Source organism: Streptomyces sp. NBC_00433 (assembly GCA_036015235.1).
Lineage (GTDB): Bacteria > Actinomycetota > Actinomycetes > Streptomycetales > Streptomycetaceae > Actinacidiphila.
In genome coordinates this window covers 6,930,092-6,953,171 of sequence record CP107926.1, presented here as the reverse complement: position 1 = coordinate 6,953,171, position 23,080 = coordinate 6,930,092, and the positions used below count along the sequence as shown (strand labels likewise).

The window sequence follows — 23,080 nt, the reverse complement described above, 5'->3', positions numbered from 1 at the left end:
CCGGGGCGGTTGCAGCAAGACTCTGTAAGCAGTTCCGTCGCATCCGGTCCGGGTGCGCCAGCGGTGCGCGCGCAACGGGCCGACCTCGGACGACACGCCCGGATAACGGCAGCATCACGGATGAAGGATCTTGCGGAAAGTTTCTTGCAGCCTCTTTCGCAAAGCATTACATCGCTGTTACGTTCCTGCCCAGCCCGAGCGCCCCCGTAGGGACGACAGCGGCCGGCAGCCAGCCTGGCCAGGGCGAACGGGCACTTCCCTCATCAAGGAGTCAGGTATGCGACGCGGCATATCCGCCGTTGCGATGGCCGCGGCCATCGTTCTCGGGGTCACCGCCTGTGGCGGTAGTGGTAGCGACGACAAGAGCGACAAGGGTACGGCGGCCAAGGACCCGGCCGCGGTGTCCGGGACGATCACCTACTGGGACACCTCGGACGCCAAGAACGAGGCCCCGACCTACCAGGCCCTCATCAAGGACTTCGAGGCGAAGTACCCCCACATCAAGGTCAATTACCAGAACGTCGACTTCACCACCGTGGAGCAGAAGTTCAAGGCGGCGGCTCAGAGCGGCAAGGGCGCTCCCGACGTGGTGCGGACCGACGTCGGGTTGATCCCCGAGTACGCCTCGCTCCACTACATCGCCCCGCTGGACGGCACCGCGGCGCTGACCGACACGCAGGACTTCGTGGCGGGGCCGTTGAACACCACCAAGTACGAGGGCAAGACCTACGGCGTGCCGTCGGTGACCGACACGCTCGGGCTGCTCTACAACAAGGACATCTTCGCCAAGGCCGGCATCGCCGCGCCCCCGACCACCTGGGACGAGCTGATCGCGGACTCCGCGACCATCAAGGCGAAGGTGCCCGGTGTCGCGGGCACGTATGTCAACCCCGACTCGTACTTCCTCTTCCCGCTGCTGTTCGGCGAGGGCGCCGACCTGGCCGACCCGGCGGGCAAGAAGGTCACGATCAACTCGCCGGAGGCCGTCAAGGCGGTCACCGAGGCGAAGAAGGTCTACGACACCTCCTCGCTGAAGGTCGACTTCGCCAGCGCGTACGACAACATGCAGACCTCCTTCAAGACCGGCAAGGTCGCCATGCTGATCCAGGGGCCGTGGTCGGTGGGCGACGACCTGACCGGGTCCGCCTTCCAGGGCAAGGAGGCCAACCTCGGCTACGCGCCCGTGCCGGCCGGATCCACCGGCAAGGCGCTGGCGCCGACCGGCGGCCACGACCTGGCGGTCTACCAGGGCTCCAGGAACCTGGACGCGGCCTACCTGTTCACGCAGTTCATGACCTCCTCCGCGAGCCAGCAGACGATCGCGCAGAAGAACGGCACCCTGCCGACCAGGACCTCCGCCTACACCGCCGAGGTGCTGAAGAACCAGACGATCGCCGGCTTCAAGCCGATCATGGACACCGCCCGGCCGCGGGTCGCGCTGCCGCAGGTGGGCAGCCTGTTCACGCCGCTGCAGCAGGAGTACATCAAGATCCTGCAGGGCAAGTCCTCGGTCCAGGACGGCCTGGACGCCGCGGCCAAGGAGTTCGGCAAGCTGCTGCCCGGCTACACCGTGCAGTAGCCGGCCCCCAGTTCCGGACCGGCCGGCCGGGGCCCCGCCGCCCTGACGCGGCAGGGCCCACGCGCCCGGCCGGCCGGTCCGGTCACCCCACCACCGACGAAAGAGCCGAGGAGCGATGACCACCGCACGCTTGGACGAGCCCCTTCCGGGCACGGCCGCCCGCCCGCCGCGCGAGCCGCGGCCCGGCCTGATGACCTCGATCAGGCGTTCCTGGGACCGGCACTGGTACGCCTGGGCGATGGTCGCCCCGGTCGTGATCGTGCTGGCCGTCCTGGTGTTCTATCCGCTCGGCTACGGCACCTACCTGTCGCTGACCAACGCCAACGAGACCAATGTCGCCAAGGACATCGGCCCGGTCCACATCGGCGCCACCTACCACTGGGTGGGCCTGCACAACTACTGGCAGGTGCTGTCCGGCAAGGACGGCGACTTCTACCCGCGCTTCGAGTGGACGGTCGTGTGGACCGTCGCCTGCGTGGCGGTCACCTACGCCATCGGCCTGGCGATGGCGATGCTGCTCAACCGCAAGGTGCGCTTCCGGCTCTTCTACCGGCTCTGCCTGATCCTGCCCTGGGCGGTGCCGGCCTTCATCGGCGTCTTCGCCTGGCGGCTGATGCTCAACTCGCAGTACGGCGTCCTCAACGACATCATCACCAGCTTCGGGCTGCCCGCGCAGGACTGGCTCGGCACACCGCTGTCGCAGAAGATCGCGGTGATCATGGTGAACATCTGGGTCGGCGTGCCGTTCATGATGGTCGCCCTGCTCGGCGGCCTGCAGTCGATACCCGGCGAGCTGTACGAGGCCGCCGAGATGGACGGCGCCTCGCCGCTGCAGCGCTTCACCAACGTCACGGTGCCGGGGCTGCGCCCGGTGACCAGCACGGTGGTGCTGCTCAGCACGGTCTGGACGTTCAACATGTTCGCGATCATCTACCTGCTGCTGGGCAACAACACCACGGGCGACACGGACATCCTGGTGACATACGCCTACGAGAAGGCGTTCACCGGAGTGTCCGATTATTCGGCCGCCGCCACCTACGGGATCGTCATCCTCCTCATCCTCGTGGCCTTCTCCACCTTCTACCGCCGCAAGTTGAAGCCCGAGCAGGCCTAGGAGCCGGATCACCATGAGTGCCACCACCCACAGCGGCCCGGCCGCAAGCACCGCCGGCCCGCTCAGCGCCGCCGCGGCCAAGCCACGCGGCCGGGGCGAGCGCAGCCGCGGCGCGTCGATCGCGCTGCACGCCGCCCTGATCACCGCGAGCGCCATCGCGGTCTTCCCCGTGCTGTGGATCCTGTTCATCTCGCTCGGCCCCAGCACCTCCTGGCAGCAGCCGCACGAGGTGCTCAAGCACCTGGGCCTGGGCAACTACCGGTTCGTGCTGATGCACACCAGCTTCCCCAAGTGGTTCCTCAACTCGGTGATCGTGGCCGGCGCCACCACCGTGCTCGGCGTGCTGATCTCCGCCAGCGCGGGCTACGCGATCTCCCGGATGCGCTTCCCCGGGCACAGGTCGCTGATGTGGACCTTCCTGATCACGCAGATGTTCCCCATGGCCGTACTGATCGTGCCGCTGTACAACCTGCTGGCGCAGCTGGACCTGATCGACAGCTACCTCGGCCTGATCCTGGTCTACTGCACCATCGCGGTGCCCTTCTGCGCCTGGATGCTCAAGGGCTACTTCGACACCATCCCGCGGGACATCGACGAGGCCGGCCGGGTCGACGGGCTGAGCCCCTTCGGCACCTTCTGGCGGCTGATCGTGCCGCTGGCCCGCCCGGGGCTCGCCGTCACCGCCTTCTACAGCTTCCTGACCGCCTGGGGCGAGGTGGCCTACGCGGCGCAGTTCATGGGCAGCGACCACTCCACGCTGGCGGCCGGCATCCGCACCTTCGCCTCCGACCAGCGCGCCGACTGGGGCAGCATGACCGCCGCCTCGGTGCTGATCGCGATACCCGCGACCATCGTCTTCCTGCTCGTCCAGCGCCACCTGGTGACCGGTCTGACCGCCGGCGGCACCAAGGGCTGACCGGCCCGCAGCACCGCAGTCACGTATGCCACTGATCGTTCCCCCGCACCCGATAAGGGAATCCATGAGCCAGCACCTCTCCGACGCGCCCCGCTCCGCCGCCGCTCCCGCTGCCGACGCCGGGCACAGAGACTGGTGGCGCGATGCGGTCATCTACCAGGTCTACCCGCGCAGCTTCGCCGACGGGAACGGCGACGGCATGGGCGACCTGCCCGGCGTCACGGCCCGGCTGCCGTATCTGCGGGACCTCGGGGTGGACGCGGTGTGGCTGTCGCCCTTCTACGCCTCCCCGCAGGCCGACGCCGGCTACGACGTGGCCGACTACCGCGAGGTCGACCCGATGTTCGGCGACCTCAACGACGCCGACGACCTGGTGCGCGCCGCGCACGCGCTGAACCTGCGGGTCATCGTGGACCTGGTGCCCAACCACTGCTCCGACCAGCACGAGTGGTTCAAGCAGGCGCTGCGCGACGGCCCCGGCTCCGCGCTGCGGGACCGCTTCCACTTCCGCCCCGGCAAGGGCGCGACCGGCGAACTGCCGCCCAACGACTGGGAGTCCATCTTCGGCGGCCCCGCCTGGACCAGGACCAACGACCCCGACGGCACCCCCGGCCAGTGGTATCTGCACCTCTTCGCACCCGAGCAGCCCGACTTCAACTGGGACCACCCGGCGGTGCACGAGGAATTCCGCTCGGTGCTGCGCTTCTGGCTCGACCTGGGCACCGACGGCTTCCGTATCGACGTGGCCCACGGCCTGGTCAAGGCGGCGGGCCTGCCCGACATCGGGCACAGCGAGCAGCTGGCGCTGCTGGGCAGCGCGCCCATGCCGTACTTCGACCAGGACGGTGTGCACGAGATCTACCGCGGCTGGCGGCGCATCCTGGACGAATACGCCGGCGACCGGATCGGTGTCGCCGAGGCGTGGACGCCGACCATCGAGCGGGCCGCGCTGTACCTGCGGCCCGACGAGCTGCACCAGGCCTTCAACTTCGAATACCTGGCGACCCCGTGGGACGCGGCGGCGCTGCGCAAGGTCATCGACAAGTCGCTGGCCGCGATGGGCGCGGTCGGCGCCCCCGCCACCTGGGTGCTGTCCAACCACGACGTGACCCGGCACGCCACCCGCTTCGGCAACCCCTCCCCTGCCTTCGGCGGGGGGACCCCTGGCGGCGGATCCCTCCAGCTGCGCGAGGCCGGCGACCGCGAACTGGGCCTGCGCAGGGCGCGCGCGGCGACCCTGCTGATGCTGGCGCTGCCCGGGTCGGCGTACCTCTACCAGGGCGAGGAGCTGGGCCTGCCCGACGTCACCGACCTGCCGGACGAGGTGCGCCAGGACCCGTCCTTCTTCCGTGCGGCCGGGCAGGACGGCTTCCGCGACGGCTGCCGGGTGCCGATCCCGTGGTCGGGCGCCGAGCCGCCGTACGGCTTCGGCCCGGAGGGCGGGCCGAGCTGGCTGCCGCAGCCGGCGACCTGGGCCGAGCTGAGCGTCGAGGCGCAGACCGGCGACCCGGCCTCCACCCTGGAGCTCTACCGCGCGGCCCTGGCGCTGCGCCGGGAGCTGCCGGCGCTGGGCGCGGGCCGGGCCGTGCAGTGGCTGGACACGCCCGAGGGTGTGCTGGCCTTCCGCAGGGACGGCGACGGCGACGGCTTCCTGTGCCTGGTCAACCCCACCGCGCGGCCGGTGGTCCTCACCGTGCCCGGCGGCCGGCTGCTGCTGGCCAGCGCGGCGCAGCCGCCCGCGACGGCCGCGTCATTGGACCTGGTTGACGGCATTGACGTCACTATCGCCGCAGACACGGCAATTTGGTGGGCGATCTGACGTGGCGGCTTTCCGTCCAATAGCATCCGGTACTGTGACCGCGCGGCTCGCTGACATCGCAGCCCAGGCGGGGGTCAGCGAAGCGACGGTCAGCCGGGTGCTCAACGGCAAGCCCGGGGTCTCCGCGACCACCCGCGAATCAGTGCTGGCCGCGCTCGACCTGCTGGGGTACGAGCGCCCGGTGCGGCTGCGGCAGCGCAGCGCGGGCCTGGTCGGGCTGATCACGCCCGAGCTGGACAACCCGATCTTCCCCGCCTTCGCGCAGATCATCGGCCAGGCCCTGACCCGGCAGGGCTACACCCCGGTGCTCGCCACCCAGACGCCCGGCGGCTCCACCGAGGACGAGCTGGTGGAGATGCTGGTCGAGCGGGGGGTGGCCGGCATCATCTTCGTGTCGGGGCTGCACGCCGACTGCACCGCCGACATGGAGCGCTACGCCAGGCTGCAGGGCCAGGGCGTGCCGTTCGTGCTGATCAACGGCTTCACCGAGAAGGTCAACGCGCCCTTCGTGTCCCCCGACGACCGTGGCGCGATGCGCCTCGCGGTCACCCATCTGGCGGCGCTCGGACACCGCAGGATCGGCCTGGCCGTGGGGCAGAAGCGTTTCGTCCCGGTGCGCAGGAAGATCGAGGGCTTCGTGACGTCCATGGCCGAGGTGCTCGGCATGAGCGGCGACGAGGCGCACGAGCTGGTGCAGCACTCGCTCTTCACCCTGGAGGGCGGCCAGGCGGCCGCGTCGGCGCTGATAGCCGACGGCTGCACGGCGGTCGTCTGCGCCTCCGACATGATGGCGCTCGGCGCGATCAGGGCGGCCAGGCAGCTGGGCCTGTCGGTGCCGGACGAGGTGTCGGTGGTGGGTTTCGACGACTCGCCGCTGATCGCGTTCACCGACCCGCCGCTGACCACCATCAGGCAGCCGGTCACCGCGATGGGCCAGGCCGCCGTCAACGCGCTGCTGGAGGAGATCGGCGGCACCCCGGCCCCGCACAGCGAATTCGTCTTCCTGCCGGAGCTGGTCGTCCGCGGATCGACCGCGGCCGCCCCGACCGGGCAGAACGCGTCGCTGCCCGCGCAGCCCCCCGCCCCGCGGGGCACCAGGACGGCCGACGACGCGACCCGCGGCTGATCCGCATCACGGGACACATCTGGCAGACTGGTGTCCTATGGGGGAACCGACTGCGAAGACCGCGAACACGACAAGCGGCCGTTCCGCCGCACCGCAGCGCTCCACCGGTTCCCATGTTTCCGATGGAGCGGACAGCGCCGGCCGGCTGGCGCTGGCCCGTACGCTGCTGGAGAGAGTGCGCACCCCACGACGCCCGAGGCTGTGGTTCGAGGTCCTGCTGATCGGCTTCAGCTACTCCCTGTATTCGCAGATCAGGAACGCGGTGCCGCAGAAGCAGGCGATCGCGCTGCGGCACGCCGACGCGATCTGGGCGTTCGAGCACCATCTGGGCCTCGCCATCGAGCGCAGCGTCAACCACGGCGTGAATTCCGTGACGTGGCTGATCGTGGGGATGAACTACTACTACGCCACGCTGCATTTCATAGTGACCATCGGCGTGTTGATATGGCTCTACGTCCGCCACCCCGGGCGCTACGGCCCGGCCCGGCTGGTGGTCTTCCTGACCACCTGGGTGGCGCTGATCGGCTTCTGGGCGTATCCGCTGGCACCGCCGCGGCTGATGGTCGGCGGCAACTTCATCGACACGGTGATGCTGCACCACACCTGGGGTTCGCTGTCGCGGGGCAGCCTGGCGCAGGTGTCCAACCAGTACGCGGCCATGCCGTCGATGCACATCGGCTGGTCGCTGTGGTGCGGCATCACCATCGTGACGCTGGCGAAACCGCTGTGGGCCCGTATCCTCGGCGGGCTCTATCCGGTGGCGACGCTGCTGGTGATCGTCGCCACCGGCAACCACTTCTGGATGGACGCGGTCGGCGGCGCGCTGTGCCTGGCCATCGGCTACACGGTGGCGTACCTGATCTACGGCCGCTGGGTGTACTCCCTGCCGAAGTACGCGTCGGGTGCGCTGGCGCTCGAAGAGCACGCCAGGACCGTGGAGAACTGACGGCTTCGTCCGCCGGGGGGTGTCCGGCGGGCCGGCGGCCGCCGGTCACCCCTGGTAGAACAGCCGCTCCACCACTGCCCTGGCCCGCCGCGTACGCCGCCGGTAGTCCTCCAGCATGTCGCCGACGTGGCCGGGGGCGAAACCGAGGTAGCGGCCCACCGCGGCCAGCTCGCGCCCGTCGCCGGGGAAGGTGTCGCCGGGCCGGCCGCGTACCAGCATCACCGCGTTGCGCACCCGGGTGGCCAGCACCCAGGCCTCGTCGAGGACGGCCGCGTCCGCCGCTTCCAGCAGGCCCGCCCGCGCCGCGGCGGCCAGCGCTTGCCGGGTGCCGGTGGTCCGCAGCTCGGGCACCTGGCCGGCGTGCTGGAGCTGGAGCAGCTGCACGGTCCACTCGACGTCGGACAGGCCGCCGCGGCCCAGTTTCGCGTGGGTGGTGCGGTCGGCGCCGCGCGGCAGCCGCTCGGACTCCATCCGCGCCTTGAGGCGGCGGATCTCGCGTACCGCCTCGTCGTCCAGGCCGCCCTCCGGATAGCGCAGCGGGTCGATCAGCTCCACGAAGCGCGCCCCGAGGCCCTTGTCGCCGGCCACCGGGGTCGCCCGCAGCAGCGCCTGGCTCTCCCACGTCAGCGACCACCTGCGGTAGTAGGCCGCGTAGGAGGCGAGGCTGCGCACCAGCGGGCCGCTCTTGCCCTCGGGGCGCAGGTCGGCGTCGACCAGCAGCGGCGGGTCGGCGGTGGGGATCTGCAGCAGCCTGCGCATCTCGTCCGCCACCGCGAGCGCGGCCCGGCCCGCCTCCTCCTGGTCCACCCCTTCGCGCGGCTCGTGCACGAAGAGCACGTCGGCGTCCGAGCCGTAGGCCAGCTCCCGGCCGCCGAAGCGGCCCATGCCGATCACCGCGAAGCGGGTCGGCAGCCGGTGCGCGTCGTTGCCGGTCACCGCCTTGGCCGCGGCGCGCAGGGCGCCGGCGACAGTCGCCGAGGTCAGGCCGAAGACGGCGCAGCCGACCCGGTCGGTCAGCTCCGCCGGGTCGACGCGGTCCCCGTCCGCCTCGACGTCGTCGCCGTAGGTGTCGATGAGGTCGGCCGCCGCCGTGCGGAACAGCTCCCGCCTGCGCACCCCGCGGACCGCGGCGATGGCCTGCTCCGGCCCCTCCGCGCGGCCCACCGCGGCCAGCACCTCCTGTTCGAGGCTGTCGTGGTCGCGCGGCACCAGGCCCCCGTCGACCGAGCCGAGCACCGCGACCGCCTCGGGGGCGCGCAGCAGCAGGTCGGGGGCCATCCGCCCGGACGAGAGCACCCGGGCGAGCCGCTGGGCCGCGGCCCCCTCGTCACGCAGCAGCCGCAGATACCAGGGCGTCATGCCGAGCGCGTCGGAGACCTTGCGGAAGCCCAGCAGGCCCGCGTCGGGGTCGGCGGAGTCCGCGAACCAGCCGAGCAGCACCGGCAGCAGGGTGCGCTGGATCGCCGCCTTGCGGCTCACCCCGCTGGCCAGCGCCTCCAGGTGGCGCATCGCGGCGGCCGGATCGGCGTATCCGAGGGCCTGGAGGCGCTGCCGGGCCGCGTCGGTGCTCAGCCGGACGTCGTCGGTGCCGAGCTGGGCGACGGATTCGAGCAGCGGCCGGTAGAACAGCTTCTCGTGCAGCCGGCGCACCTCCATGGCGTGCCGCTTCCACTCCCTGGTGAGGTTCGCGACCGGCTCGGAGCGGAAGCCCAGGCCCCGGCCGAGGCGGCGCAGGCCCGCCTCGTCGTCGGGTACGAGGTGGGTGCGGCGCATCTTGTGCAGCTGGATGCGGTGCTCCATGAGCCGCAGGAAGCGGTAGGCGACGTCCAGCGCGGCGGCGTCGGCCCGGCCCACGTAGCCGCCGGCGGCCAGCTCGGCCAGCGCGGTCAGGGTGGTGGGGCTGCGCAGCGAGGGGTCGGTGCGGCCGTGCACCAGTTGCAGCAGCTGCACCGCGAACTCGACGTCCCGCAGTCCGCCGGGTCCGAGCTTCAGCTCCCGCTCCACCTGGGCCGCCGGGATGTTGTCCACCACCCGGCGGCGCATCTGCTGCACGTCGGTGACGAAGTGCTCGCGCTCGGCGGCCTGCCAGACCAGCGGGCGGATCGCGGCGACGTATTCCGCGCCGAGCGCCGGGTCGCCGGCGACCGGGCGGGCCTTGAGCAGCGCCTGGAATTCCCAGGTCTTCGCCCATCTGGCGTAGTACGCGAGATGGCTGGACAGGGTGCGCACCAGCGGGCCGTTCTTGCCCTCGGGCCGCAGGTTCGCGTCGACCGGCCAGATCGTGCCCTCGACGGTGGTGTCCGAGCACACCCGCATCATCCGGGCGGCGAGCCGCGTCGCGGCCTTGACCGCCTCGTTCTCCTCGACGCCCTCGGCGGGCTCCGCCACGAAGATCACATCGACGTCGGAGACGTAGTTCAGCTCGTGGCCGCCGCATTTGCCCATGCCGATCACCGCGAGGCGGGCCGCGGCGGCGTCCTGCGGCGCCTCGGACGCCGCGATGGCCAGGGCCCCGCGCAAGGTCGCCGTCGCCAGGTCGGCCAGCTCGGCGGCCGTAAGCACCAGGTCGCTCGTGCCGCACACGTCCCGGGCCGCTATCCCCAGCAGGCACCGCCGGTAGGCGGCGCGCAGCGCGTCCGGATCGGTCGCGGCCGCCAGCCCGCGCTCGAACTCGGCGATCCCGGGGTGCAGGTCGGCGGCCTCGTAGGTGACCAGCGCATGCCAGTCCGCCGGGTGCCTGGCCAGGTGGTCCCCCAGCGCCTCCGAGGCGCCCAGCACCCCCAGCAGCCGGTCGCGCAGCGGCTTGGCCGTCGTCACGGTGTCGAGCAGCGCCCGCCGCTCGCCCTCGTCCAGCGCCTCGGCGAGCCTGACGAGCCCGAGCAGCGCCAGGTCGGGGTCGGCGGTCGCGCCGAGCGCCTCAAGCAGGACGGGGTCGGACCGTACGGCCCACAGCTCCGGCACGTCGAGCAGCCGCTCGGCCGCGGCGGGGTCCGTGAAGCCGTGCCGGAGCAGCCGGGTGAATGTCGTGCTGCGTCGGCCTTGCATAGTGCTCCCGTCCCCAGCCGCTCCCTCCCTCCGAGCCTATCCGCCCTCCCCTCCCCCTGCCCTGCCGACCACCCCTGTCCGCCTGGGGAGAGCCTTCAGGGCGGGCGGTGGGGTTCTAGGGAAGTCCTAAGGTGCGCCGAGGCCGGAGTGAAGCGCGCCTTGGTGTGCTGGCGGCACGAGAGAAAGGGGGCGCACCGTGCGCCACAAGACAGCGCTCATCACCGCGACGGCCGTCGTCCTGGCCCTGGGAGCCACCACGGCCTCCGCGGCAGGCACCGGCGCGGGCCCGGCGTCCGGGGCCGCCGGCAAGAAGCCGGCCCAGTGCGCACCGGCCAAGCCGAGCGGCAAGCTCGAGAACGCCCTCAGGGACGTCAAGATCGCGCTCGGCTCGACCGGCGGCAAGCTGACGGACAAGGTCGTGGCGATCTTCGCCAAGGACATGGGGATGTCCACCGCCCAGGCCCGCAAGACCCTGGAGCGGATTCTCGGCGAGGCCGGCCCCGTCCCGGCGAAGCCCGGCGCCCCGGGCGGCAGGGACGGGAAGGTCGGCAAGGCCGACGGCAAGCAGGGGAAGGGTGGGAAGGAGGGGAAGAGCGGGAAGGACGACAAGGGCGGCCCGGCGACCGTTTTCACCGCCGCGCAGCTGGCCAAGGCGCTGGGTGTGTCGCAGGCCGGGGCCCAGGCCGCCCTGGACGCCCTGCAGAAGACGGCCACCGGCCCGAAGGGCAGCGTCGACGAGAACAGCCCGGCCTTCGCCGCGGTGGCCGCCAGGCTCGGGGTCACCCCGCAGCAGCTCACGAAGGCGATCGTCCAGCTCAAGACGGCCGCGGGCAAGCCGGGCGAAGGCAAGCCCACCTGCAAGCCTGGCTCGGGCAAGCCCGATCCGGGCAAGCCCGACAAGCCCGGCAAGGGGGCCGACGACGCCGGCAAGACCCTGATCCCCCGCTGACAAGCGCTACGGCACCCTGACGCCATGCGAGTGCTGGTGGTTGACGACGATGACGCGGTACGCCGTTCGCTGGCGCACGCCCTGACCCGGGACGGGTACGAGGTCGCGGTGGCGGCGGACGGGGCCGCCGCGCTGGCGTCGCTGGCCGCCGGGCGGCAGGACGCGGTGGTGCTCGACATCCTGATGCCGGAGCCGAACGGGCTGGAGGTGTGCCGTGCGCTGCGGGCCCGCGGCGACCGTACGCCGATCCTCATGCTCACCGCCCGCGACCTGGTCGCCGACCGGGTCGCGGGCCTCGACGCGGGCGCGGACGACTATCTGGCCAAGCCGTTCGCGCTGGAGGAGCTGCGGGCCAGGATCCGGGCGCTGCTGCGCCGCTCCGGCGCCGACCAGGAGGTCTTGCGGTTCGCCGACCTGGAGATGGACACCGCCGCATGCCGGGCGACCCGCGGCGGCCGGGTGCTCGAACTGACCAGGACCGAATACGCCCTGCTGGAGCTCTTCCTGCGCAATCCGCGCCGGGTGCTCAGCCGTACGCTGATCTTCGACTCGGTGTGGGGCTACGACTTCGGGCCGTCGTCGAACGCCCTGTGGGTGTACGTGAGTTACCTGCGCGCCAAGCTGGAGGCCGGCGGTGAGCCGCGGCTGGTGCAGACCGTGCGCGGCCTGGGGTACGTACTGCGGGAGGGGCCGTGAGCCTGCGGAACCGGTTGGCGCTGGCGGGCGGCGCGGTGGTGCTCGCGGCGCTGGCGCTCGCCTCGCTGGTGCTGTATCCGTCGCTGGGCGCCAAGCTGCACGAGCAGCACGACACGGATTTGGTGTCGGCGGCGGCCCAAGCGCCCGATCTGGTGCGGGCGTTCAAGCAGAAGAACGCGACGGCGGCCGTCAAGGGGCGCGACGCGGACGAGCCGGTGATCCCGACCGGGCCCGTCGACGTCGGGTCGGCCCTGCTGCAGTTCCTCGTACCGCCGGTCAGTGCGGGCCCGGCGGACGGCTTCACCGACATCAGCGATCGGGATGTGGCGGTCGCGCAGGGCGAGCAGCCGGCGTATTTCCACGACGCCGCCTACGACGGCCGGCACTACCGGATCTACACCGCGGCGATGGCGGACAGTCCCGGTGTCCTGGTGCGTACCGCCGTCCTGACGTCTGTGGTGCAGGGCACGCTGGACCGGCTGGCCTTCCTGCTGGTGGCGATCGCGGCGGGCGGCTGCGCCCTCGCGGCGGTGGCGGGGCGGCTGGCGGCCGGGCGGGTACTGCGGCCGGTGCGGCAGCTCACCGAGGCGGTCGAGCACGTCACCGCGACGCAGGACCTGACCGCGCGGCTGTCGGCCGACGGGCGGGACGAGATCGCCCGGCTGACCCGGTCGTTCGCAGCGATGATGGCGGCTCTCGACGAATCGGTGGGCGCGCAGCGCCGGCTGGTCGCGGACGCGTCCCACGAGCTGCGCACCCCGCTGACCAGCCTGACCACCAACCTGGAACTGCTGGGCGAGGGCCCGGCGCTGGCCGATCCGCAGGCGCCCGCGCTGGTCGCGGAGGCCCGCGCCCAGGCCGCCGAGCTGACCTCGCTGGTCAACGACCTGGTGGACCTGGGCCGTTACGGCAGTGTGCGGGCGCACACCGAGGACACCAGGCTGGACCTGCTGGCCCGCCGGGTGCTCGACCGGGCGGCGGCCAGGTCGCCGCGGCTGGACTTCACGGCGGAGCTGGTCCCGTGCATGGTGCGCGCCGACCCGGACGCGGTGGAGCGGGCGATCGGCAACCTGGTGGACAACGCCGTGAAGTGGAGCCCTGAGGGCGGCCGGATCACGGTGGTGACGACCGCCGGCGGTGTGGTGTCGGTGAGCGACCGGGGCCCGGGTATCCCGGCGGCCGACCTGCCCTTCGTCTTCGACCGCTTCTACCGCTCGCCCGCGGCGCGCTCGCTGCCCGGCTCCGGCCTGGGGCTGGCGATCGTGCGGCAGATCGCCGAGACCCACGGCGGCACGGTGGCGGCGGAGCCACTGCCGCGGGGCGTTCGGCTACGGCTGGCGCTACCGCCGACCGGCTGAGACGCTGGGTCCACGGCCGCTCCGGAGGGAAGCACACCGGGGGTGTACCGCAGCGTTCGCGTGTTCTTCATCCGCCTCACGCTCCGCGGGTTCCCCAGCCGCTCCTACCTTTGGCATGCACACCGCACAGCAGTCCGCCCACGCATGTCCGAACCGCGCCCCCCTCACCGGAGGTAACCCCGTGCGCAGCCGCAGCCGTACCGCTCTGTTGACCGCCGGCGGCCTCGCCGCCGCCTCCGCCGGCCTGTGGGCCGGCCTCGGCGGTGACGCCCAGGCGGCGGGCTCCGTCCCGACCCCCGCCCACACCGTCGTGGTGGTCCTGGAGAACCACGCGTACAGCCAGGTGATCGGCAGCTCCAGCGCCCCCTACATCAACTCGCTCAAGACCGGCGGCGCGAACCTGTCCCAGAGCCACGCCATCACCCACCCCAGCCAGCCGAACTACTACGCCCTCTTCTCCGGTTCGCTGCAGGGCGTCACCAGCGACAGCTGCGTCACGCCCGGTTTCAGCGCGGCCGCGAACCTGGGCTCCGAGGTGACCGCCGCGGGCAAGACATGGGGCAGCTACAACGAGACGCTGCCGAGCCAGGGCTCGACCACCTGCAAGAGCGGCAACTACGCGCAGAAGCACAACCCGTGGTTCGGCTTCTCCAACGTGGCGACGTCGAGCGCGAAGACCTTCGCGCAGTTCCCGACCGACTACTCGACGCTGCCGACGATGTCGTTCGTGGTGCCGAACCTGTGCAGCGACATGCACGACTGCTCGGTGTCCACCGGTGACACCTGGGTCAAGAACAACCTGGGCGCGTACGCGACCTGGGCGAAGACGCACAACAGCCTGCTCGTCGTGACCTTCGACGAGGACAACTCGCTGAGCGGCAACCGCATCCCGACCGTCCTCTACGGCCAGCCGGTGAAGGCGGGCAGCTCCAGCGCGACCACGTACAACCACTACAACCTCCTGCGGACGCTGGAGGATCTCGCGGGCACGTCGGGCCACGCCGGCCAGGCCGCGTCCGCCTCCGACATCACCGGCATCTGGACCAGCTGACCGATGTACGTCAGCGAGAGCCGCGGGAGCACACCCGCGGCGGCCTCGCGTACCGCCGCCCGGGGCCCGCGCCCCGGGCGGCGTTCCGCGGTCGCCTCCACCGTGCTCGCGCTCGGCGCGGTCAGCCTGATCACCGACGTCTCCTCGGAGATGGTCACCGCGGTGCTGCCGCTCTACCTGGTCACCGGACTGGGCCTGTCCCCGCTGGGCTTCGGTCTGCTCGACGGCGTCTACAACGGCTTCAGCGCCCTGGTCCGGCTGGTCGGCGGCCACCTCGCCGACCGCGGCGGCCGCCACAAGCAGATCGCCGCCTTCGGCTACGGCCTGTCCGCGCTGTGCAAACCCCTGCTGCTGGCCGTGCACACCCTGCCGCTGATCGGCGCGGTGCTCGCCGCCGACCGTACCGGCAAGGGCCTGCGCACCGCCCCGCGCGACGCCCTGATCTCGCTGTCCTCGCCGCCGCGGACCCGCGGCCGCGCCTTCGGCGTCCACCGGGCGATGGACACCACGGGCGCGCTGCTCGGCCCGCTGGTCGCCTTCCTGATCCTCCGCCAGGCCGCCGACGGCTACGACGCGGTCTTCACGGTGAGCTTCTGCGTGGCGGCGGTGGGCGTGCTGGTGCTGCTGCTCTTCGTGCCGTCACGGGTGCGGGAGGCCGCACCGGCCGCCGCCTCCGACGCCTCCGACGCCTCCCAGGCCGAGCGCCCCTCACTGCGGGCCGCGGTCGCCCTGCTCGGACGGCGCGAGCTGCGCGGGCTGGCGCTGTGCGCGGTCGCGCTCGGGCTGGCGACGGTCAGCGACTCCTTCGTCTACCTCATGCTCCAGCGCCGGCTCGGCGTGCCCGACCGGTGGTTCGCGCTGCTGCCGCTGGGCACCGCGGGCGCCTTCCTGCTGCTCGCCGTGCCGCTCGGCCGCTGGGCCGACCGGGTCGGCCGCTGGCGGGTCTTCGTCGGCGGCCACCTCGCGCTGCTGCTGGCCTACGCCCTGCTGCTCACCCACCTGCGTTCCGGCGTCCTGCCCTACGCGGTGCTGGCCCTGCACGGCACCTTCTACGCGGCCACCGACGGCGTGCTGATGGCGGCGGCGGCCGGTTCCGTACCGGCGGCGCTGCGCTCCAGCGGTCTCGCACTGGTGCAGACCGGGCAGGCCGCGGCGCGCTTCTTCTGCTCGATCGCCTTCGGCGCGGCCTGGACCGCCTTCGGCGACCGGTCGGCGCTGTCCGGTGCCGCGGTCGCGCTGCTGGCGAGCGTGGCGCTCTCGATACGGCTGCGACCCGCGGAGGCGGTATGAGTACGGACACGGACACGGACACGGACGCCGGCACGGCTGCGGAAGCGGTTCCCGGCGACGGGCCGATGAGCGTACGCGGCAGGCTGCTGGTGCTGCTGGCCGCGGTCGTGGTGCTCGCGACGGTCGCCGGGGCCGCGGTGTGGCGGGCCGCCGACCGGGCGGAGGCCAGGAACCACGTGCAGGCCGGCGGCCCCGCCGTGCACGCCGGCACGGTGTCGCTGGCCGCGGCCGGGCCGCCGCGCATCGTCTTCCGCTCGATGGCGTGGGGCCCGCACCGCGACGAGCTGGCCAGCGTGCCGGCCGCCGCGCCCGACGGCCCGCGCACCGCCTCCGGCGTGACCTGCCTGCGCTTCTACGCGGCCGGCGGCACCGGCATCTGCCTGCAGGCCGAGCGCGGCCCGGTCAACGACAGCTACCGCGCCCTGGTGCTGGACTCCCGGCTGCGCACCACCCGCCGCGTCGACCTGGCCGGCATCCCCACCCGCGCCCGGGTCTCCCCCAGCGGCCACCTGGTCGCCTGGACGGTCTTCGTCGGCGGCGACTCCTACGCGGGCACGAACTTCTCCACCCGCACCTCGATCCTGGACACCCGCACCGGCGAGCTCCAGTCCACCCTGGAGGACTACGCCCTGACCCGCGACGGCAAGCGGCTGCGGGCCGCCGACCTCAACTACTGGGGTGTCACCTTCGCCGACGACACCCACTTCTACGCCACCGCCGCGACCGGCGGCCACACCTACCTGATCCGCGGCGACGTGGCGTCGAGGACGGCGGTCACCCTGCGTACGAACGTCGAATGCCCGTCGCTGTCCCCCGACGGCACCCGTATCGCCTTCAAGAAGCGGGTCAAGGGCCTCGACCCGGACGCCCCCTGGCGGCTCTACGTCCTCGACCTGGCCACTCTGCGCGACCACCCCACGGCCGAGACCCGCAATGTCGACGACCAGGCCGTCTGGCTCGACGACGACACCCTGTCCTACTCCCTCCCCGGCGACTACGGCTCCGACCTCTACACCGTCCCCGCCACCGGCGCCGGCACCCCCCGCCTGCTGGCCGCCTCGGCCCTGGCACCCTCCCGGCTCGGCTGAAAGGACCTCAGCCGCCTCCGCGGGAGGCTCGGGGCCGGCGCTCCGGTCGTGCCGGCCCGGAAGTCCGCTACAGGTTCGGCAGGTTCTTGCGGCGTTCGAAGGCCGTGACCTCGGAGCGGTACTCCTCCCACTCCTGCTTCTTGTTGCGGAGGAAGAAGTCGAAGACGTGCTCGCCCAGGGTCTCGGCGACCAGTTCGCTGCGCTGCATCAGCTCGATGGCCTCGCCCAGGTTCTGCGGGAGGGGCTCGATGCCGAGCGCGCGGCGCTCCGAGTCGGAGAGGGCCCAGACGTCGTCGTCGGCGCCGGCCGGGAGTTCGTAGCCGTCCTGGATGCCCTTCATGCCGGCGGCCAGGAGGACGGCGTAGGACAGGTAGGGGTTGGCGCCGGAGTCGAGGGAGCGGACCTCGACGCGGGTCGAGCCGGTCTTGCCGGGCTTGTACATCGGCACCCGGATGAGGGCGGAGCGGTTGTTGTGGCCCCAGCAGATGTACGAGGGGGCCTCGCCGCCGGCGCCCGCGGTGCGCTGGGAGCCGCCCCAGACCCGCTTGTAGGAGTTGACCCACTGGTTGGTGACCGCGGAAATCTCGCCGGCGTGCCGCAGCAGGCCCGCGATGAAGGACCGGCCGACCTTGGAGAGCTGGAATTCGGCGCCCGACTCGTAGAAGGCGTTGCGGTCGCCCTCGAAGAGGGACAGGTGGGTGTGCATGCCCGAGCCGGGGTATTCCGAGAACGGCTTGGGCATGAAGGTGGCGTGCACGCCCTGCTCCAGGGCGACCTGCTTCATGACCAGCCGGAAGGTCATCACGTTGTCGGCGGTCGACAGCGCGTCGGCGTACCGCAGGTCGATCTCCTGCTGGCCGGGAGCGCCTTCGTGGTGGGAGAACTCCACGGAGATGCCCATGGACTCCAGCATGGTGATGGCCGTGCGGCGGAAGTCCATGCCGACGTTCTGCGGTGTGTGGTCGAAGTAGCCGGAATTGTCGGCGGGGGTGGGGCGGCCGCCGTCCAGGGGCTTGTCCTTGAGCAGGTAGAACTCGATCTCGGGGTGCGTGTAGAAGGTGAAGCCGAGGTCGGAGGTCTTGGCGAGGGCGCGCTTGAGGACGTAGCGCGGGTCGGCGTAGGACGGGGAGCCGTCGGGCATCAGGATGTCGCAGAACATCCGGGCCGTGCCGGGGCCCTCGGCCCGCCAGGGCAGGATCTGGAAGGTGCCGGGGTCCGGCTTGGCGATCATGTCGGATTCGTACACCCGCGCGAAGCCCTCGATGGCGGAGCCGTCGAAGCCGATGCCCTCGTCGAATGCCTGCTCGAGCTCAGCGGGGGCGACGGCGACCGACTTGAGATAGCCGAGTACGTCGGTGAACCACAGCCTTACGAAGCGGATGTCCCGCTCCTCCAGGGTGCGGAGAACGAACTCCTGCTGCTTATCCATATCCATCCATCCTCGCCGATCAGGCACCGCTCCCCCGCCTGGTCCCGGGCGGGGATCATGAGCATTGCATCACACCGTTTCGGGTGCGTTGCAGTCGCGGCTCACCCCCATAGTGCCCGCTGGGAGGTCTCAGCCGAAGGTGTCGATCGTGGCGATCTTCCAGATGCCGCCCTGGTGAACGGCGTCCACCGCGAACATGGCGGCGGCGTAGGTGCTGCCCGCGCCCGCCTCGGCGGTGCTGGTGTTGCGCTGGTCGGCGAAGACCAGCACCCGCGCCCGGTCGCCGTCGACCGACTCGACGCCGGTGTCGGTGACCGTCGTGGTCAGCACCAGTTTCTCCGCGGGGGCCTGGGCGCGCACCTCGGCGAGCATGCCCGCGTACTGCTGTACGGCCTTTCCGGTGAGCAGCCGGCGCGCGGCGGCGTCGGTGCGGGCCGTGTCGGCGTAGTCGTAGGAGAAGACGGCGTTCACCGCCTCGGCGATCCGGCCCTTGACCTCGCTGGTGGCGGGGGTGTCGGTCAGCGCGGTGTTGTGGGCGGCGACCGTGTCGTGCAGGGCGGCGGCCCGGCTCGCGGCGAACGCGGCGAAGCCGCCGAGCAGCACGGCCAGCACCGCGAGCAGCGTGACGGCGACGGGCAGCGGGCGGCGGGCGGCGCGCTTCGGCTCCGCCGCGTCGGCGGTGGCCGCGGAGGCGGCGGGGCGGGTACGTGTACGGGCCGGCGCCGGCGCCTGGCCGCCGCGTACCGTACGCTCGCCCGTCCGCTCCTCCGCCGCCGCGGACACCGCGGCCAGCCTGCGCTGCCGGTTGATCAGATGACGGGTGGTCGACATGGCGCGTCGGTCCTCTCACGTACGGCGTCAGTGGCTCGCGGTCGGCTGCGGAGCCGTGGTGGCCGGGGCGGGGGCGCTGTCGCCCGTCGGGGCCTGGCCGAGTGCGCTGAGCTTCCAGCCGTCGGCGGTCCTGGTCAGCTCGCCGAGCATCCGGCTCTCCTTGACCGCGGGCTTGGCCTCGGGCGCCCGGACGGTGATCCGCAGCGCGACCATCACGCTTGCCTTGCCGGTCCTGGTGTCCAGCTCGGTGACCGCGCCGGAGAGCACCTTGGCGGTGCTGACCGTCCGGGCCTGCTGCACCTGCTTGGCGAAGTCGGCCCGGCCCTGGGTGAGTTGGGTGTGCAGGTCGCCGGTGGTGGAGTCCTCCCAGATGTCCAGGCCGTGGTCGAGGTCGCCGTGGTCCAGGGTGTTGAGGTTCTGTACGGCCTGCTCGCCCGCGGCCAGTACGGTGTCGCGGTCACGGGCGAAGGCGGTGTCGCCGTCGTGGGCGGCGCTGTACCAGGACCAGCCGGTCAGCGCGGCGGCGAGGGCCGCGGCCACCACGAGGGTGAGCGCCACCGCGAGGAGCGGGCGCCGCCGGAGGGTGGATTGCTTGGGTGCCATCTGGGCTTCTCCTACCGGGCCTTGAGGTCGGTGATCCGCCAGTGGCCGCCGACCAGGTGGGCGGACACCGAGAGTTGGGCGGCCGCGCTGGTGGCGGCGGCGGCGCGCTGGGCGGTCTGGTCGAGGAAGACCAGCAGCCGGGCGCGGTCGCCGGTCAGCGAGACGACGCCGGCCCGCACCACCCGGGTGCTGAGGGTGAGCCGCTGGTCGGCGACCTGCCGCCGGATCTGCGTGAAGAGCTGCCGGTACTGCCGGGCCGCGGCGCCCTCCAGCAGGTCGTGGGCGGCCTGGGCGGTGGACCGGGTGTCGTCGGGGGTGTAGGCGAAGATCCGGCTGAGCGCGTCGCTGACGTCACCGGTGAGCCGGCTGGTGGCCTCGGCGTCGGTGAGCGCGTGGTTGCGTGCCGCGCCGGGGTCCTTCGACTGCTGGGCCGCGTAGCCGAATCCGCCGCCGGTCAGGACCAGTGCGGCGATCACCGCGACGGCGGCGGCCCGGCGCGGGTCGCGCCGCACGAAGCCGGGCAGCCGCGGGCGCGGCAACCGCCCCCACCAGGGGGCGCGTTCACCGGCTTCGGTGTCCGCGCCGGTGTCGGTCTCCGCTTCGACGTCGGCTTCGGCTGCCGCTTCCGCCGTGTGCTCGGTCGCTGTCATCCGGGATCCCTCCTCCGCTCTCAACTCGACCCGACGGGGACCGCGGTGAGCGCGGTGAGCTTCCAGCCGCCGGCGGTGCGGGACAGGCCCGCCTCGAAGCGTTTGCGGTCGGTGGTGGCCGCGCCCGCGGCCGGGGTGACCTGGACCTGGACGGTGGCGATGAGCTTGGCCGTACCCGCCCTGGTGTCCAGTTCGGTGACCGCCGCGTCGGTGACGGTGCCCCGGGTGGACGTGCCCGACTGCCTGAGGGTGGCGGCGTCCGCGGTGTGGGTGCCGGCCATCCGGTCGTGCAGCGGCGGCCTTCATGCTCACCTTCGCCGACGCGCTCTTCGCCTACATGGGCGACCTGGCCGAACTCTCCCACGAAGGCTACGTGCAGGCCCTGGCCGAACTCGGCGAGGAGCCCGACAACCGGCGCCGGCGGCTGCTGCGCCGGATCTTAGGGGGCACGGCGGTGGCCCGCAGCGCGCTGGCGGAGCTGGCGGAGCACTGCGCCTGGCGGCTGCCCGACGAGGTGACCATGGTGGCGCTCGCCCCGGGCACCCGGCCGCGCCGCCAGGCCCTGGACGCGGACATACTCCAGGACTTAGCCGACCCCGAGCCGTATCTGCTGGTGCCAGGGCCGCTGACCGAGGACCGCCGCGCCTGCGTCGAGGAGGCGCTCGGCGGCTGCCGGGCCGCGGTCGGGCTGACCACCGGGCTGGGCGAGGCGGCGGACTCGCTGCGCTGGGCGAGGCACACCCTCGCGCTGGCCGGCGCCGGGGCGGTGTCGGGCGGGTCGCTGCTGCTCGGCGAGGACCACCTGCTGCCGCTGTGGCTGCTGAGCGACCAGGCGCTCGCCGACCAGATGGCCGCCAGGTACCTGGCGCCGCTGGCCGCGCTGACGCCCGCCCAGCAGGCCAGGCTCCTCGACACGCTGCGGATCTGGCTGACCACCCGGGGCACCGCGGCGCAGATCGCCGAGCAGCTGGGCGTCCACCCGCAGACGGTCCGCTACCGGATGCGCATCCTGGAGCGGGCCTTCGGCCAGCAACTGGCCCATCCCGACGAGCGGTTCGCGACCGAGATCGCGGTGCGGGCCCTCCACCTGCGCGACGGCGGCGGCTCCGCCCGCGCCCCCCGCGGGCCGGCCGGGTCCCGGGTGCCGCGGCAGCGCTGAACCGCCGGCCCACCCACCGCGACGGCGGGCGGCGGCGGTCGCCGAGGCGAGCCAGGCAGAAGTGCGACGTCCGGTGTCCACGCGGTGGGGGGTCCCTTCTGACGGGAGTCGCCGGTGTGACGAGCGACGCCCAGGGATCGCGACCTGACGCAGCAATATGTCGACCAGGTTTCGCAAAATTTGGATGACTTGCAGAGATTCCGCAAAATCACCGCAAGAATCTTGCGCCTGCTGTACTAGAATCGACGCCATGACACGACGACTTGCCGAGGTGGCAAAGAAGGTCGGGGTGAGCGAGGCCACGGTCAGCCGGGTGCTGAACGGAAAGCCCGGCGTCTCCGACGCTACCCGGGCCGCGGTCCTCACCGCCCTTGACGTGCTCGGATACGAACGGCCCACCCAGCTGCGGGGCGAACGCGCCCGGCTGGTCGGCATGGTCATGCCCGAGCTGCAGAACCCGATCTTCCCCGCTTTCGCGGAGGTGGTCGGTGGCGCACTCGCACAGCAGGGCTTCACCCCGGTGCTGTGCACCCAGACCGCGGGCGGCGTCTCCGAGGCGGATTACGTGGAATTGCTGCTCCAGCAGCATGTCTCCGGCGTCGTCTTCTTCGGCGGGCTCTACGCCCAGGCCGAGTCACCGCACGACCACTACGCACGGCTCGCGGAGCGCAACCTGCCGACCGTGCTGATGAACGCGGCGATCGACCATCTGGACTTCCCGCGGGTCTCCTGCGACGACGCGGTGGCCGTCGAGCAGGCGATGAACCACCTGATCTCGCTGGGCCACCAGCGGATAGCCCTGGTGCTCGGCCCGCCCGACCACGTGCCGTCCCGCCGCAAACTGGCCGCCGCCCGCAGGGTGGACCCGTCGGTCACCGTGGAGCACGCCCTCTTCACCCTGGAGGGCGGCCAGGCGGCGGCGAGCAGGCTGCTGGCGCGCGGCATCACGGCCTTCATCTGCGCCTCCGACCTGCTGGCGCTCGGCACCATCAGGGCCGCCCGCCGACGGCGGCTCTCGGTGCCGGACGATGTCTCGGTGATCGGTTACGACGACTCGTCGCTGATGAATTGCACCGAGCCGCCGCTGACGACCGTGCGGCAGCCGATCGAGGCGATGGGCCGGGCCGCGGTGGACCTGCTGGCGGGGGAGATCAGCGGCGCCTCGGTCGACCACGACGAGCTGTTCTTCGAGCCCGAGCTGGTAGTACGCGGTTCCACCGGACCCGCCCCGCACCCCGCCCGTATCCCGCACCCGGAGGCCCGTACGAACGCCTAGCGAGGACCCCTCCGCGGCCGTCCGCGAAGCAGAGCGCGCAGCTCACCGTGCCGGGCCCCGGCGCGGTGGACCTGCGCGCTCAGTCGTCTCCGCAGCGTGATCAGCACAGCGGGCGGTCGTGACCGAGTCGTGTCTTTGCGAAATTCACGCGACAT

General features: G+C 72.2%; 19 protein-coding genes and 1 pseudogene. 14 read left to right on the top strand and 6 right to left on the bottom strand.

Going from position 1 to position 23,080, the window contains the following annotated elements; genetic code table 11:
- Nucleotides 1–277 precede the first annotated feature (277 nt).
- From OG900_29665 to OG900_29640, 6 genes are all read left to right on the top strand, one after another.
- On the top strand, nucleotides 278–1,579 hold the full coding sequence (locus OG900_29665; protein WUH93873.1) for an extracellular solute-binding protein: 1,302 nt from the start codon (nucleotides 278–280) through the stop codon (nucleotides 1,577–1,579).
- 190 nt (nucleotides 1,580–1,769) lie between these two features.
- A complete protein-coding gene (locus OG900_29660; protein WUH95982.1) occupies nucleotides 1,770–2,693 on the top strand; it encodes a sugar ABC transporter permease in 924 nt (307 codons plus the stop codon).
- Nucleotides 2,694–2,706: 13 nt separating this feature from the next.
- Complete coding sequence (locus OG900_29655; GenBank protein WUH93872.1) at nucleotides 2,707–3,609, top strand: carbohydrate ABC transporter permease; 903 nt, start codon at nucleotides 2,707–2,709, stop codon at nucleotides 3,607–3,609.
- 64 nt (nucleotides 3,610–3,673) lie between these two features.
- Complete coding sequence (locus OG900_29650; GenBank protein WUH93871.1) at nucleotides 3,674–5,428, top strand: glycoside hydrolase family 13 protein; 1,755 nt, start codon at nucleotides 3,674–3,676, stop codon at nucleotides 5,426–5,428.
- A 34-nt stretch (nucleotides 5,429–5,462) separates the two neighbouring features.
- Nucleotides 5,463–6,554, top strand: coding sequence for a LacI family transcriptional regulator (locus tag OG900_29645; protein ID WUH93870.1), 1,092 nt, complete (start codon nucleotides 5,463–5,465; stop codon nucleotides 6,552–6,554).
- A 37-nt stretch (nucleotides 6,555–6,591) separates the two neighbouring features.
- Nucleotides 6,592–7,500, top strand: a complete 909-nt coding sequence (locus OG900_29640) for a phosphatase PAP2 family protein (GenBank protein ID WUH93869.1) — start codon at nucleotides 6,592–6,594, stop codon at nucleotides 7,498–7,500.
- 45 nt (nucleotides 7,501–7,545) lie between these two features.
- Here OG900_29640 and OG900_29635 read toward each other — a convergent pair whose 3' ends face one another.
- Nucleotides 7,546–10,545: a bifunctional [glutamine synthetase] adenylyltransferase/[glutamine synthetase]-adenylyl-L-tyrosine phosphorylase gene (locus OG900_29635; protein ID WUH93868.1), complete on the bottom strand. Its 3,000-nt coding sequence runs from the start codon at nucleotides 10,543–10,545 to the stop codon at nucleotides 7,546–7,548.
- A gap of 196 nt (nucleotides 10,546–10,741) precedes the next feature.
- On the opposite strand from OG900_29635, the gene OG900_29630 reads away from it, so the two are divergent.
- From OG900_29630 to OG900_29605, 6 genes are all read left to right on the top strand, one after another.
- The gene (locus tag OG900_29630) at nucleotides 10,742–11,494 is read left to right on the top strand and encodes a hypothetical protein (GenBank protein WUH93867.1); all 753 of its coding nucleotides are present in this window, start codon (nucleotides 10,742–10,744) and stop codon (nucleotides 11,492–11,494) included.
- 24 nt (nucleotides 11,495–11,518) lie between these two features.
- Nucleotides 11,519–12,190 carry a response regulator transcription factor gene (locus OG900_29625; GenBank protein ID WUH93866.1) on the top strand — a complete coding sequence of 224 codons (672 nt, stop codon included), beginning with the start codon at nucleotides 11,519–11,521 and terminating at the stop codon, nucleotides 12,188–12,190.
- Nucleotides 12,187–13,548 carry a HAMP domain-containing histidine kinase gene (locus OG900_29620; GenBank protein ID WUH93865.1) on the top strand — a complete coding sequence of 454 codons (1,362 nt, stop codon included), beginning with the start codon at nucleotides 12,187–12,189 and terminating at the stop codon, nucleotides 13,546–13,548. The genes OG900_29625 and OG900_29620 overlap by 4 nt, the downstream gene beginning before the upstream one ends.
- A gap of 115 nt (nucleotides 13,549–13,663) precedes the next feature.
- Nucleotides 13,664–14,599 carry an alkaline phosphatase family protein gene (locus OG900_29615; GenBank protein WUH93864.1) on the top strand — a complete coding sequence of 312 codons (936 nt, stop codon included), beginning with the start codon at nucleotides 13,664–13,666 and terminating at the stop codon, nucleotides 14,597–14,599.
- A 3-nt stretch (nucleotides 14,600–14,602) separates the two neighbouring features.
- Nucleotides 14,603–15,889, top strand: a complete 1,287-nt coding sequence (locus OG900_29610) for an MFS transporter (protein ID WUH93863.1) — start codon at nucleotides 14,603–14,605, stop codon at nucleotides 15,887–15,889.
- Nucleotides 15,890–15,954: 65 nt separating this feature from the next.
- Complete coding sequence (locus tag OG900_29605) at nucleotides 15,955–16,977, top strand: TolB-like translocation protein (GenBank protein ID WUH95981.1); 1,023 nt, start codon at nucleotides 15,955–15,957, stop codon at nucleotides 16,975–16,977.
- A gap of 67 nt (nucleotides 16,978–17,044) precedes the next feature.
- On the opposite strand, the gene OG900_29600 is transcribed toward OG900_29605, so the two are convergent.
- The 5 genes and pseudogenes from OG900_29600 to OG900_29580 all read right to left on the bottom strand — a co-directional run bounded on the left by OG900_29600 (nucleotide 17,045) and on the right by OG900_29580 (nucleotide 20,786).
- The gene (locus OG900_29600) at nucleotides 17,045–18,406 is read right to left on the bottom strand and encodes a glutamine synthetase family protein (GenBank protein WUH93862.1); all 1,362 of its coding nucleotides are present in this window, start codon (nucleotides 18,404–18,406) and stop codon (nucleotides 17,045–17,047) included.
- A gap of 129 nt (nucleotides 18,407–18,535) precedes the next feature.
- The gene (locus OG900_29595) at nucleotides 18,536–19,237 is read right to left on the bottom strand and encodes a hypothetical protein (protein ID WUH93861.1); all 702 of its coding nucleotides are present in this window, start codon (nucleotides 19,235–19,237) and stop codon (nucleotides 18,536–18,538) included.
- Nucleotides 19,238–19,264: 27 nt separating this feature from the next.
- On the bottom strand, nucleotides 19,265–19,840 hold the full coding sequence (locus OG900_29590; protein ID WUH93860.1) for a hypothetical protein: 576 nt from the start codon (nucleotides 19,838–19,840) through the stop codon (nucleotides 19,265–19,267).
- Nucleotides 19,841–19,851: 11 nt separating this feature from the next.
- Nucleotides 19,852–20,490, bottom strand: a complete 639-nt coding sequence (locus tag OG900_29585; GenBank protein WUH93859.1) for a hypothetical protein — start codon at nucleotides 20,488–20,490, stop codon at nucleotides 19,852–19,854.
- A 20-nt stretch (nucleotides 20,491–20,510) separates the two neighbouring features.
- Nucleotides 20,511–20,786, bottom strand: a pseudogene (locus OG900_29580) (hypothetical protein).
- 8 nt (nucleotides 20,787–20,794) lie between these two features.
- Here OG900_29580 and OG900_29575 point away from each other — a divergent pair.
- Both OG900_29575 and OG900_29570 read left to right on the top strand, forming a co-directional pair.
- The gene (locus tag OG900_29575) at nucleotides 20,795–21,649 is read left to right on the top strand and encodes a helix-turn-helix domain-containing protein (protein ID WUH93858.1); all 855 of its coding nucleotides are present in this window, start codon (nucleotides 20,795–20,797) and stop codon (nucleotides 21,647–21,649) included.
- 250 nt (nucleotides 21,650–21,899) lie between these two features.
- Complete coding sequence (locus tag OG900_29570; GenBank protein ID WUH93857.1) at nucleotides 21,900–22,925, top strand: LacI family transcriptional regulator; 1,026 nt, start codon at nucleotides 21,900–21,902, stop codon at nucleotides 22,923–22,925.
- Nucleotides 22,926–23,080 lie beyond the last annotated feature (155 nt).

Excerpts from the sequence above, each read along its gene's own strand:
- OG900_29605 (WUH95981.1), top strand. The coding sequence starts at position 15,955 with ATGAGCGTACGCGGCAGGCTGCTGGTGCTGCTGGCCGCGGTCGTGGTG.
- OG900_29650 (WUH93871.1), top strand. The coding sequence starts at position 3,674 with ATGAGCCAGCACCTCTCCGACGCGCCCCGCTCCGCCGCCGCTCCCGCT.
- OG900_29595 (WUH93861.1), bottom strand. The coding sequence starts at position 19,237 with ATGTCGACCACCCGTCATCTGATCAACCGGCAGCGCAGGCTGGCCGCG.
- OG900_29575 (WUH93858.1), top strand. The coding sequence starts at position 20,795 with ATGCTCACCTTCGCCGACGCGCTCTTCGCCTACATGGGCGACCTGGCC.
- OG900_29665 (WUH93873.1), top strand. The coding sequence starts at position 278 with ATGCGACGCGGCATATCCGCCGTTGCGATGGCCGCGGCCATCGTTCTC.
- OG900_29610 (WUH93863.1), top strand. The coding sequence starts at position 14,603 with ATGTACGTCAGCGAGAGCCGCGGGAGCACACCCGCGGCGGCCTCGCGT.
- OG900_29625 (WUH93866.1), top strand. The coding sequence starts at position 11,519 with ATGCGAGTGCTGGTGGTTGACGACGATGACGCGGTACGCCGTTCGCTG.
- OG900_29635 (WUH93868.1), bottom strand. The coding sequence starts at position 10,545 with ATGCAAGGCCGACGCAGCACGACATTCACCCGGCTGCTCCGGCACGGC.
- OG900_29590 (WUH93860.1), bottom strand. The coding sequence starts at position 19,840 with ATGGCACCCAAGCAATCCACCCTCCGGCGGCGCCCGCTCCTCGCGGTG.
- OG900_29640 (WUH93869.1), top strand. The coding sequence starts at position 6,592 with ATGGGGGAACCGACTGCGAAGACCGCGAACACGACAAGCGGCCGTTCC.
- OG900_29600 (WUH93862.1), bottom strand. The coding sequence starts at position 18,406 with ATGGATAAGCAGCAGGAGTTCGTTCTCCGCACCCTGGAGGAGCGGGAC.
- OG900_29615 (WUH93864.1), top strand. The coding sequence starts at position 13,664 with ATGCACACCGCACAGCAGTCCGCCCACGCATGTCCGAACCGCGCCCCC.
- OG900_29660 (WUH95982.1), top strand. The coding sequence starts at position 1,770 with ATGACCTCGATCAGGCGTTCCTGGGACCGGCACTGGTACGCCTGGGCG.
- OG900_29655 (WUH93872.1), top strand. The coding sequence starts at position 2,707 with ATGAGTGCCACCACCCACAGCGGCCCGGCCGCAAGCACCGCCGGCCCG.
- OG900_29570 (WUH93857.1), top strand. The coding sequence starts at position 21,900 with ATGACACGACGACTTGCCGAGGTGGCAAAGAAGGTCGGGGTGAGCGAG.
- OG900_29585 (WUH93859.1), bottom strand. The coding sequence starts at position 20,490 with ATGACAGCGACCGAGCACACGGCGGAAGCGGCAGCCGAAGCCGACGTC.